The organism is Cupriavidus sp. 8B (assembly GCF_054589115.1).
On sequence record NZ_BAAILO010000412.1, the window covers coordinates 197,252 to 208,832 of the forward strand.

The 11,581-nt window shown below is 65.9% G+C and carries 10 protein-coding genes and 1 pseudogene; 4 read left to right on the forward strand and 7 right to left on the reverse strand.

All coding sequences use genetic code 11. From position 1 onward, the window contains the following. Positions 1-14: 14 nt before the first annotated feature. From ACYP5B_RS39610 to ACYP5B_RS39620, 3 genes are all read right to left on the reverse strand, one after another. Positions 15-1,403, reverse strand: coding sequence for a tripartite tricarboxylate transporter permease (locus ACYP5B_RS39610; RefSeq protein WP_459573267.1), 1,389 nt, complete (start codon positions 1,401-1,403; stop codon positions 15-17). 39 nt (positions 1,404-1,442) lie between these two features. Beyond that, a complete protein-coding gene (locus ACYP5B_RS39615; protein ID WP_459573268.1) occupies positions 1,443-1,943 on the reverse strand; it encodes a hypothetical protein in 501 nt (166 codons plus the stop codon). Positions 1,944-2,183: 240 nt separating this feature from the next. Beyond that, positions 2,184-3,470, reverse strand: a complete 1,287-nt coding sequence (locus ACYP5B_RS39620; RefSeq protein WP_459573269.1) for a hydroxymethylglutaryl-CoA reductase, degradative — start codon at positions 3,468-3,470, stop codon at positions 2,184-2,186. 112 nt (positions 3,471-3,582) lie between these two features. On the opposite strand from ACYP5B_RS39620, the gene ACYP5B_RS39625 reads away from it, so the two are divergent. Next, positions 3,583-4,974, forward strand: a complete 1,392-nt coding sequence (locus ACYP5B_RS39625) for an aminotransferase-like domain-containing protein (protein WP_459573270.1) — start codon at positions 3,583-3,585, stop codon at positions 4,972-4,974. Between the two features lie 23 nt (positions 4,975-4,997). Here the strand turns inward: ACYP5B_RS39625 and ACYP5B_RS39630 are convergent, their stop codons facing one another. Continuing rightward, positions 4,998-5,378 (reverse strand): VOC family protein, encoded by a 381-nt coding sequence (locus ACYP5B_RS39630; RefSeq protein WP_459573271.1) that lies wholly within the window; start codon positions 5,376-5,378, stop codon positions 4,998-5,000. A 390-nt stretch (positions 5,379-5,768) separates the two neighbouring features. On the opposite strand from ACYP5B_RS39630, the gene ACYP5B_RS39635 reads away from it, so the two are divergent. Further along, positions 5,769-6,422: a peroxiredoxin gene (locus ACYP5B_RS39635; protein ID WP_459573272.1), complete on the forward strand. Its 654-nt coding sequence runs from the start codon at positions 5,769-5,771 to the stop codon at positions 6,420-6,422. Positions 6,423-6,544: 122 nt separating this feature from the next. On the opposite strand, the gene ACYP5B_RS39640 is transcribed toward ACYP5B_RS39635, so the two are convergent. From ACYP5B_RS39640 to ACYP5B_RS39650, 3 genes are all read right to left on the reverse strand, one after another. Continuing rightward, positions 6,545-6,829 (reverse strand): hypothetical protein, encoded by a 285-nt coding sequence (locus ACYP5B_RS39640; protein ID WP_459573273.1) that lies wholly within the window; start codon positions 6,827-6,829, stop codon positions 6,545-6,547. A 97-nt stretch (positions 6,830-6,926) separates the two neighbouring features. Continuing rightward, positions 6,927-8,144: a CaiB/BaiF CoA transferase family protein gene (locus ACYP5B_RS39645; RefSeq protein WP_400098402.1), complete on the reverse strand. Its 1,218-nt coding sequence runs from the start codon at positions 8,142-8,144 to the stop codon at positions 6,927-6,929. 81 nt (positions 8,145-8,225) lie between these two features. Continuing rightward, positions 8,226-9,206, reverse strand: a complete 981-nt coding sequence (locus ACYP5B_RS39650) for a patatin-like phospholipase family protein (RefSeq protein WP_400098404.1) — start codon at positions 9,204-9,206, stop codon at positions 8,226-8,228. A 175-nt stretch (positions 9,207-9,381) separates the two neighbouring features. Here ACYP5B_RS39650 and poxR point away from each other — a divergent pair, with 175 nt between their 5' ends. Both poxR and ACYP5B_RS39660 read left to right on the forward strand, forming a co-directional pair. Continuing rightward, the gene (gene poxR, locus ACYP5B_RS39655) at positions 9,382-11,091 is read left to right on the forward strand and encodes a phenol degradation transcriptional regulator PoxR (RefSeq protein ID WP_400098406.1); all 1,710 of its coding nucleotides are present in this window, start codon (positions 9,382-9,384) and stop codon (positions 11,089-11,091) included. A 241-nt stretch (positions 11,092-11,332) separates the two neighbouring features. Then, positions 11,333-11,581: pseudogene (locus ACYP5B_RS39660) on the forward strand (IS110 family transposase); the annotation flags it as partial.

The window sequence follows — 11,581 nt, forward strand, 5'->3', positions numbered from 1 at the left end:
GGCCCGTTCGGCGGCTAGCCGATCAGCTTGAGCAGCGCAGGCACCGTCAGCACGGCGGTGTAGTAGCCCATGAACTGCACGCCGGTGTTGAACCCAATCGCCCTGGAGAGCAGCCCGCCCAGCAGCCCCATGGTCAGGATGACCAGCAGGCCAAGGAACTGGCCCTCCCAGACGCTGATCACCAGGATCAAGCCGACGAAGGTGGCGATGATGGCTTCATGCGACACCTTGCGCGACACGAACAGGGCGGCGCTGCGCGCGTAGTTCATGGCAAACGGGTAGGACACCAGCGCGGCCAGCAGCACGGCCAGCAACCCGTACCCCAGGAACTCCCAGTGGTTCAGCAGGTTGTGCAGGTTGTGCGTCTGGCCGGCGCCCGCGTCCACGGTGTACACGGGCGGCGCATTGAACAGCGGCGCGGCGGGGCCGGCGGCAACCGGGCTGAGCGGCAGGCCGAAGGCGATGAGAGGGATCAGGGCCTCCGCAATGTAGGTCGCTTCCGTGATGCCATTGCGCGCACTAAGGACGGTGGTCAAGCGATGATAGGCGTGCTTGACCCGTGCTCCCACGATTTCGCCGAGGACCACGGTCATGGCGACCGGGCTGAACACGAACGTCGCGCTCGACACGGTGGCGGTGGCCACGGTCCATTTCACCTGGCTGCGATCCAGCACCTTGAAGGGATTGGGGAAATACCCCGACCAGCCTTTGACGTCAGGCGCCAGCGCGAACGTCCGCACGCGGTCGCGCTGCATGCGCGGGCGATCCACCGGCGAGATGGACGAGAACAGATCGGCAATGAGCGGGCCGATGGCGATGCCCAGGAAATAGCTGATGCTCAGCTTGACGCCAAATTTCGCGGTCAGCGTCTGCAACGCCACGATCACCACGACAAAGGGCACCAGCGTGGCCACGGAAGCCCACCTGCCGGCGGAGCTGTAAGCGATGATCACGGCGGCCACCACGAAGATCCACGGCGCGGCCTTGGTGATCGCAGCGCCGAACGGCGCGAGCAAGACGGCGAAGAGCACGGCCAGCGGCACGGCGATAAACGCCGCGATGAGAGCGCCGGAGATCATCTTGCGCAACGCGATGTGGGGCACGCCCAGGTTGCGCAGGTGGTTCGCGTCCTGCAGCAGCGGCGTGGCCATCGTGTCGCCGGGAATCCCGAGCAATGCTGTCGGGATGGCGTGGGTCATGTGCTTGGCGACAGCGCCGGCGAGGAAGAACGTGAACACGCCCTCGGGCGGCACGCCCAGCAACACCACCAGCAGCGTCAGCGGCGCCAGCGTGGTGGTTTCATCGGTGCCGGAGATCAGGCCGATCGCCGCAAAGACGACGGCGCCGGCCAGCCCCATGCCGGCGGCAATAAGGATGTGGGTAAGCAGTGCAGATTCGATCATGATGAACCTTCGATATCCTGGATATCCGTGGGCAGGCGTTCAAGCCAGGTTGGACCGGGGGCTGACGGGCGTGTTGGGCGTGGGGGGCGCAATGTCCGCTGCCGGCAGTGGCACGCCGTTGCGGCGCTCACGGGCTGCGAAAAGCGCATAGAGTTGCAGCTCCTTCAGTTCCTGCACCACCGACGGGGGAAGGTCCGCGATGGCGCCGAGCCCGCCGGCTTCCTCCGCGAGCTTGTCCAGCACTTCCTCGCGCCAGGTCGGGTCGGCGGATTCGCCCTCGATCACTTCGCGCTTCGGCCGGAACAGGCAGGCGCAGATGACGCCCGCAAGCAGGCAGCCCGCCAGGCCGGCCAGCATGGCGTAGGCGCGCGCCAGCTCCGGTGTCTTGACCAGCCCGCTGAGCACGCGGCTGGCGATCAGGAATCCCGTCAGGCTGACCACGGCTCCGATGGCGATCGACCACGCCAGGTGCCGGGTATCCGCGGTGTCTCCCCAAACCTCGACGAGACGCCGCGCCGATGGCGCTTGCGGTGTTTTCATTTGCATGTCTCCGGATGTGGCTGGCATCTACGTGCTGATGTGCTGATGTGCGCGTGCGCGTCGATGCCAGCTTTAGTTTTTGTCTTTCGCTGCGGCTGTACTGCTGTACTGCTTGTACTGCTGTTGTGCTGTTGTGCTGTTGTGCTGTAGTGCTGTAGTGCTGTAGTGCTGTAGTGCTGCACTGCTGTCCTGCTGTCCTGCTGTTCTGCTGTACGGCTTCTTACCTGCAAAGCGTGGTACTTACCGGCTCCTGAGTTCCGCCAGCAACGCCACGGCCCGATCGGTGCGCACGTCCTTCTCCTCGGCCATGCGCTTCGCAATGCTGTCGACCTCGTCGCTGGTGGCGCCTGCCACCAGCGCGATGTTGCGCGCATGCAGGGCCATGTGGCCGCGCTGGATGCCTTCGGTAGCCAGCGCCCGCAGCGCGCCAAGATTCTGCGCCAGGCCGACCGCGACCGCAGTCTCGCCGAGCTCCTGGGCGGATCTGACATCGAGGATCTTCAACGCCAGCCGCGCCAGCGGGTGCGTCTTGGTGGCGCCCCCGACAAGGCCCACCGGCATCGGCATTTCGATCGTGCCGACCAGGGCGCCGCCGGTGTCCTTCTCCCAGTGCGTCAGGGACGTATAGCGGCCGCCGCGGCAGGCATAGGCATGGGCGCCGGCCTCGACCGCGCGCCAGTCATTGCCGGTCGCCACGATCACGGGGTCGATGCCGTTCATGATCCCCTTGTTGTGCGTGGCGGCCCGGTAGGGGTCGATGGCGGCAAAGGTATAAGCGTCGATCACGCCTTCGATGATCTCGGCGCCGCTGCGCTCCTTGGTGGCGAGCACCTCCGGTGTCAAGCGCACGCGGGCACGCGCCAGCCGCAGGTCGGCCAGGTTGGAGAGGATGCGCAGCCGCACCGAGCCACCGGTGACTTTCTCGACAAGCGGCGAAACCGCTTCGGCCATGGTGTTCACCGTGTTGGCGCCCATGGCGTCGCGCACGTCCACGATCAGGTGGATTACGACCATGGCTCCGCGCGGCGTATCGGGGAAGACGTGGACCTCGATGTCCTTGCAGCCGCCGCCAAGGCCGATCAGCACCTTGTCGCGGCTGTTTGCCAAGTCGAGGATCGCCGCCCGTTGCTTGAGCACGGCCTGCCGGGCGCCGTAAGGGTCCGTGATGCCCAGGACCTGCACCTGCGCCCGCATCAGCGGACCGGTGCTGGAAGTCTCGAAACCGCCGCTTTCGCGCGCCAGCTTGGCCATGAACGAGGCCGCGGCCACCACCGAGGGTTCTTCCACCACCATCGGCACCAGCACATCGCGGCCATTGACCTGGAAATTGCCCGCAACACCAAATGGAAGCTCGAACGTGCCGATCACATTCTCGATCATGCCGTTGGCGAGTTCGACGCTCAGGGCGCCAGGCTCGGCCACGAGCCGGATCTCGTCCGCCGACAAGGCAGCGGCGTCGCCCACATAGGCCAGGCGCTGGGCCGGCGTCATGGCGCGGAAATTAGGCAGGCGGGAATCGGTAACCATCGGTGTCTCCGTGAGTGGTATTGGAATGGAGACAGTTTAGGTACACTGTACCAGCATAAAAAGGTACAGTTGGGCGGGACAGTTTGATCCTGCCCCCCGGGAGCACAAGCCGATGACGAACCCCAAAGCCCCTTCGATTGCCACCGCGCTGGCCAATTCCATCGAGCGGCAGATTGTCGAGGGCGCTTACCGTACCGGCGACAAGCTGCCCTCGCTCAGGGAGCTGGCGCAGTTGCACCGGTACAGCAAGAACACGGTCGTTGCCGCATTCGAGATCCTGGTGGGGCGCGCGCTGATCGAGCCTCGCCGCGGCGCGGGCTACTTCGTGCTCGAGCGCCCAGCCAGGGCGCCGCAGGACGAGGATGCCGGCTCGCTGCGGCGCGCGATGGACATTGTCTGGCTGATGCGCGAGCAACTGAAAAGCAGCCCTGACGTGCTGGCGGTGGGCGACGGCTTTCCGCCGGTGGAATGGCTTTCGGAAGCGCGCCTGGACAAGTACCACCACAAGGTGGTGCGCACCGGCCTGGGTGCCTTGTTCCGCTACGGCAATCGCTTCGGATACGGGCCCCTGCGCGACCACCTGGTGCGCAAGCTGGGCGACCTGGGCATCGGCGCCGATCCCCGGCAGATCGTGCTGACGCACGGCGCCAATGACGCGCTCGACCTGGTGATCCGGTATTTCCTGCCGGCCGGCGCGACGGTCCTGGTCGACGATCCCGGCTACTACCCGCTGTTCGGCAAGCTCAAGCTGGCGGGCGTCAGGATTGTCGGCGTGCCGCGCCTTGCCGATGGGCCAGATCTGGAGGCGCTGGAGCAGTTGCTGATCCAGGAACGGCCACGCCTGTTCTTCACCCAGTCGGTCGCGCACAACCCGACCGGCTCGGACCTCTCCGCCGCCAAGGCCTACCGCGTGCTGCAGCTGGCGCAGAAGTTCGACCTGCTGCTGGTGGAGAACGATGCGCTGGCGGATTTCAAGCCCACCACGCTGCCCCGGCTCGCGGCGCTCGATCAACTGGAGCGGACCATCTACATCGGCAGCTTCTCCAAATCCTTCTCCGCCGCGTTGCGGGTAGGGTTTATTGCCTGCGGAGCAGATCTTGCGAGCGATCTCGCCGATCTCAAGGCGCTGATCCATGTGAGCAGCTCGGAGTACTGCGAGCGCACCGTCGATGTGATCCTGAGCGAAGGGCACTACCAGCGCTACATCACCAAGCTGCGCTCCCGCCTGGCGGAGGCTACGGACAAGGCGCTGGCGCTGTTCGACAGGCTGGATGCGCGCATCTTTGCCCGCACGGAGCAGAGCTTGTACCTGTGGGGCGCGCTGCCGGACGTGGATGACTCACTGGTCCTGGCGGAGCGGCTGCTGCCGCAGAAGGTCGTGATTGCCCCGGGCCGCGTCTTTCGCGTGGACTCCGAGGCGACTTCGCCGTGGTCGCGCTTCAATGTGGGCTCGGTGCTGGATCCACGGTTCGAGGCGGCGGTGCGCGGCGCGCTGGGTCGTTAGGGCAACGCATGGCCGCGCAGCACTCAGGGCTGCGGTTCCTGCGGATCGAAATCCAGTTCGATCTTCGCGCCGTTGGGGTCATGCAGGAAAAGCTGCCAGAAACCGGTGCCAGGCTGCCGCCCGAGGTTGAATGGAATATCCAGCTGCCGCAGGCGATTCGCGAAATAGCGCAGATCGGTCGCGCTGAACGCCATGTGATCCAGCACGCCCGCGGTGGATACCGGTAGCTTGTCTTTCGCGACCAGATGAATGATGGGCGCGCCCGCCGCATAAAGCCACGCGCCTGGAAACGAAAACGGCGGGCGCTCGCCGGTCTCGAAGCCGAGCACCTCTGTATAGAACGCCACGCTGTCTTCCAGTGCCGCGGTGAGTACGGTGAAATGGTTCATCCCGACAATGGCCATGCATTGCTCCTGTTTTGCAGGAGCCCTGGGCTCCCGATCGCTGCGGTAGATATCTGCGGTAAATATCGTTAGTGCCGCCAGTCTAAGCCTTCTTGCCTGCCCGAGCCTCGCGGCAGCCCGCGTCGACGGGGGCAGAGCAGCGGCCTTCATCGATCTGTAGCAAGTGTGGCAAACGGTACTCGAGGCGGGAAGGGCCTGGCCGCTGCGGTGGCGCGGTGAACAAGGCTGCATGCCGCGGGTGTAGCGCTTGCGTGGCCCGCATCCACCTTGGCGCATCGTCACAGCCCACTATACTGAGCTAGACGCGCCGAAGCTCAGGGCAGCGTACGGGCGCCAGCCGCTACCATGCCGGCCGCTGCCCGACATCCACCCACGAAATGGAGGTTGAATATGTCGATTCGCATCGGTGACGAAGCTCCCGATTTCACCGCTGATACCACGGAAGGGAAAATAAACTTCCACGAGTGGATTGGGGACAAATGGGCCATCCTGTTCTCCCATCCGAAGGACTTCACCCCGGTCTGTACCACTGAGCTGGGCTATATGGCCAGGCTCAAGCCGGAATTTGACCGGCGCAACACCAAGATCATCGGCCTGAGCGTGGACCCGGTCGCCGACCACGAGAAGTGGGTCAAGGACATCGAGGAAACGCAGGGCCACGCCGTGAATTATCCGATGATCGGCGACGTCGATCTCACGGTCGCAAAGCTCTATGACATGATCCATCCGAACGCGAGTGGCGGGCCGCGCACTGCCGTGGACAATGCCACCGTGCGCTCGGTCTTCATGATCGGGCCGGACAAGAAAGTCAAGGCGATGCTCGTCTATCCGATGAGCGCCGGCCGCAATTTTGACGAAGTGCTGCGGCTGCTGGATTCGCTGCAGCTCAATGCAAAACACACGGTAGCTACGCCGGTGAACTGGAAACCGGGTGAAGACGTGATCATCCCCACCTCGGTTTCCGACGACGACGCCAACAAGAAATATCCACAGGGTTTCAAGACGCTCAAGCCGTATCTGCGGGTGGTATCGCAGCCGAAGTAAGGCACGCGCCGGATATCCTCGCGGCGAGATGGTGGCGCCGATCCTCCGGCAGGAGGGCGGCGCCTTGCCATGCCGCGAGCGCGATGGCCGTCAGTATGTCCTGGCCAGCGCGCATGCGGCCGTCAGCCTGCACCCGACAGGGAAGTCCTCAGTTCATCGCGCTGCGTGAAGCTCGGCGTGGCCAGCCAGTCGACGAAGTCGTCGTGCCAGTTCTCCCAGGCGTTTTCGTCGAATTCGAAGGCCTCGTCCAGCCGCCCGCCGTCGCGCAGGTAGGTGCCGACGATCCGCGTGCCATCCCAGTACGCCGCCACGGCCACGTCGGCGAGGTCCGCCGTGGTTCCGACCGGGAGGTCGCGCAGCAACATGGACAAGTGTGCCTTGAACGAGGTGAATTCGTTTGAGGTCATGGCCTGCTCCGCTGATGGGAAGAGTATATCCAGAGGATGTACCCGTTCCCGGGGCGCGTCAATTCTCAGCGTTGCGCGGCGCACGCAATGTGGCCAACTACAGGATTCCCCGCTCCCTCAAGCCTGCGACATCGCCGTCGCTCAAGCCCAGCTCCGCCCGCAGGGCCGTGTCCGTGTGCTCGCCAAGCATCGGCGGGCAGCGCATCTCCACCGGTGTTGCCGAGAACCGCATCGGGCTGCGCAGGCTCGGCGCATCCACGCCGCGCCCGTGCGGCAGTTGCACCAACAGGCCCCGATGCTTCACCTGCGCATCCTCGAACACTTCATCGAGCTCGTTGATCGGGCCGCCCGGCACGCCGGCGCGTTCCAGCGACGCCAGCAGGTCCGCCGCGTTCCAGGAGGCCACTCGCTCGGCAATCGTCGCGCGCAGCGTATCGCGGTTGGCAACCCGGTTGGCGTTCTGCACGTAGCGCGGATCGGCGGCGAGCTCGGGAATGCCGAGCAGCTTGCACAGCGCGGCGAACTGGCCGTTGTTGCCGGAGGCAATGATCAGGTGGCCGTCGCTGCAGGCAAAGACTTCGGAGGGCGCGGCGACCGGGTTGCTGTTGCCGGCGCGCCGGGGTAGCTTGCCGGTCATCTGGTAGCCCAGCGCCAGGTGGCCGTTGACGGCGACCGAGGCGTCGAGCATGGCGGCGTCGATGTACTGGCCTTCGCCGGTGGCCTGGCGGTGGTAGAGCGCGCCCAGCAGGGAGACGGTGGCGTACAGGCCGGTGAGGATGTCGGTGATGGGGATGGCGGTGCGCATCGGCTCGCCGCCGGGGCTGCCGTCCGGCTGGCCGCAGGTGCTCATCAGGCCGGCCATGCCTTGCAGGATGAAGTCGTAGGCCGGGCGGGCGGCGTAGGGGCCGTCCGGGCCGAAGCCGGTGACCGAGCAATAGATGATGTCGGGGCGCAGCGCGCGGATGGATTCGTAGTCGAGGCCGTATTTCTTCAGGCTGCCGGCCTTGTAGTTCTCCACCACCACGTCGCAGCGGGCGGCCAGTTGTCGAACCAGTTCGGCGCCTTCCGGCTGGGAAATGTCGATGGTGACTGACTGCTTGCCGCGGTTGCAGGCCAGGTAGAAGGCCGAGTCGTTGGTGACCGCGCCCTGCGCATCGGTCAGGAACGGGCCCATCTTGCGGGTGTCGTCGCCGTCGCCGGGTTTCTCGATCTTGTAGACGGTGGCCCCCATGTCGGCCAGGTTCTGCGTGGCCCATGGGCCGGCTACCACCCGCGTGAGGTCGAGTACCTTGATGCCGTCGAGAATTGCGCTCATGTGCTTGCCACCCGGAGTAAGGAGATCCCGCATCATTCGCCGGATCGGCCGGCCATGCAATTCGCTAATGCCAAAGCCGGCTTACGGCAGGGCGGAAGCGTGCGTGTGGCCGGCGTGGGGTTTGTGCGTATTGCCGGACCCGGGTTGCGCATGCTCGGGATGTGCTGGATGTGCCTGGGCTGGATCGAAGTCGCAGCTCGGATGGGCTTCGTCGTGCGAATGCGGGGACAGCGCGCCGGGGATGTGCCGGCTGTTGAGCCCGTCGGCGTTGAGCCAGGCCAGCGTGGCCGCGGCGGCGCGGTCGATGAGCGTGCCGCACTGCGTGTAGTCGTAGGGGGAGACGTCAAGCGGGCACAGCGGCGGGACGACCGAGATGTGCGCGTGGTCGGCCCAGCGCTCCAGGTCCTGCACCAGCTGGCGCGCCACCAGCAGCGACAGCGCGTTGAAGGCATGGTCGATGGGCCCGCGCGGCTCGCGCCGCCGGGCGCAGGCAAAGCCTGCCGGCAGCACCACCACGCGCGTGGCGCCCAGGCGGATGGCGGTGGAAACCGGCGTGTTGTTGGCCACCCCGCCATCGATCAGTTGCCGCCCGCCCAGCAGCACCGGCGGGAACACGCCGGGGATGGCAGCGCTGGCCAGCACCGACTGGACCAGGCTGCCGGAGGACAGCACCACCTCCGCGCCGGTGGCCATATCGGTGGCCACCACGTACAGCGGCACCTCCGCGCGCTCCATCGCCATATCGCCGAAGTGGCGCGACAGCAGGCGCTTCAGCGCGGCGGAGTCGACCAGGTGGGCGCGCTGCCCGCGCAGCATGCCAAACAGGCTGCGCCACGACCACGGCATCACCTCGGACCGGCGCAAGCCGCGCCAGAGTGTCTCGAGCTGGTTGGTGCCGGCCACATGCGGGTTGCAAGCGTAGTAGGCGCCGTTGATGGCGCCGGCCGAGGCGCCGATCACCATGTCGGGCTTGACGCCCCAGGCCACCAGCTCACGCAGCATGCCGGCCTCGACGGCGCCAAGGCTGCCGCCGCCTGCAAAGACAAATGCGGTTTTTTCCATGGTCTGTGGTGCGGTGCAATAGCCCCGGGGATCCCTGTCAAGGAAAGGATAGGCGACATTGCGCCAGCATGACAGGCGCGTGTGGGGCCGGCGGGCGCGGATGGCACATAATGTGCATGCAGTGCCAGGAAAAGCACGCGCGCCGAGGGTGTTCTGGCCGCCAAGAGAGGAGACGATGAGCAGTTCAACCGACAAGTTTTCGGCCACCATGCGCGACGGCCTGGCCCATCTCGCGCGGCGCCTGCGCTTTGCCATGGAGGAGGGTTCCATCTGGCTGGGCGAGCAGCGCATGATCCTGATCCATACCGCAGCGCTGGGTGCCTTGCGCAAGGAATTGGTGGATACCCTAGGCATGGAGCGCGCGCGTGGCTTGTTCATGCGCATGGGCTTTCATTCCGGCATGCGCGATGCGGAGCTGGCCAAGAAGCTGCGCCCGGGCGACAGCGACTTTGGCCTGCTCGAGATCGGGCCCTGCCTGCACACCATCGAAGGCGTGGTGCGGGTGACGCCGGTCAAGGTGGACATCGACATCAAAGCCGGCATCTACGACGGCGAATTCCTGTGGGCGGACTCCTTCGAGGGCGACGTGCACCGCCAGTTGTTCGGCATCGTGGACGCGCCTGCCTGCTGGATGCAGATCGGCTACGCCACCGGCTACACCTCTGCCTTGATGGGCCGCACCATCCTTTACCGCGAGGTGGAGTGCATTGCCTGCGGCCATGATCACTGCCGCATCATCGGCAAGCCGCTGGAGGCGTGGGAGGACGGCGCCGAGGTGCTGGCGCTCTACCAGCCCGACCCGGTGATCGAAACCATCCTGGAATTGCAAAGCGAGGTCGAGCACCTGCGCGCCCTGCAGCGCAGCACCGACAAGCCAGCCGACCTGGTGGGCAGCTCGCCCGAGTTCCGCGCTGCCTGGGGCCTGCTGCAACGCGCCGCCGGAAGCAATGTCACGGTGCTGTTGCTGGGCGAGACGGGCGTTGGCAAGGAGCGCTTCGCGCAAGCGTTGCACGGCGTGAGCGCCCGGTCCGACAAGCCATTCATCGCGGTCAACTGCGCGGCGATTCCCGATGAGCTGATCGAGGCCGAGCTGTTCGGCGTGGAGAAGGGCGCGTTCACGGGCGCGCACCAGTCGCGCCCGGGCCGCTTCGAGCGGGCGCATGGCGGCACCCTGTTCCTGGATGAACTGGGCGAGTTGTCGGCGTCGGCGCAGTCCAAGCTGCTGCGCGTGCTGCAGGAGGGCGAGGTGGAGCGCGTGGGCGGCACCGAGCCGCGCAAGGTGGATGTGCGGCTGGTGGCCGCCACCAACGTGGACCTGGCCGAGGCCGTGAAGCAGGGCACCTTCCGCAAGGACCTGTATTACCGGCTCAACGTCTACCCCGTCACCATTCCGCCGCTGCGCGAGCGGCTTGACGATATCCGCTTGCTGGTGGAGCGTTTCGTCGCCCGCTACGGCGCGCGCCACGGCAAGAAGATCCTCGGCATCACCGACCGCGCGCTGGCCGAGCTGCGCCGCTATGACTGGCCGGGCAATGTGCGTGAGCTGGAGAACGTGATCGAGCGCGGCGTGATCCTGGCCAGCAACGGCGGCCAGATCTGCGCGGACCACCTGTTCCTGCCGACCAGCGCGCCGCCGGCCATGGACACCGCGCCACGCCTTGGCGTCAAAGGCACCTTGCCGGAACTGCGTGAGGCGGCGGTGCATGGGCTGCTCGATCATATGGCCGAGCAGCAGCTGGCCCTGGGCGATGTGGAGACCGTGCTGATGGAAGCGGCGATGCAGCGCGCCAACGGCAATATGAGCCAGGCGGCGCGCTTGCTTGGCATTACGCGGCCTCAGCTTGCGTATCGCTGGAAGACCCGGGTCGCGCTGTCAGACCGCTGACAAACCGGAAGCATTAGCCGAAGCCGCCGAACAGGCCAAGGCCGCGCGCCATGACGACGGCTGTCTCTCCCTCTCCCCTCGGGGGGAGAGGGCCGGGGAGAGGGGTGGCTTAGTCAATATGACTCCCCTGGGGCAAAGAGGGCTGGCCCGCCGCGAGGAATCAAACGCGGGTTAGCATGACTGCCAGAGCCGCATGGTGTGGACAGTGCCACACCCGGCGATTTCCAGCGCGGAGGCCAGCATGGAACACGATAGCACTTTGTACGTGGGTCTTGACGTCCATAAGGACTCGATCACGGTCGCCTACGCACTCGGCGCGGGCGAGGTCGAACTGCTTGGCAAGATCGGTACCTCGAAGGCCGATATCGATCGCCTGTGCAAGCGCCTGCAGTCTAAAGCGCGCCGGATCCGCATCGTCTACGAGGCAGGCCCTTGCGGCTATGGCCTTTATCGGCAGCTTGCAGGGAAGGGATTCGAGTGCATGGTGTGC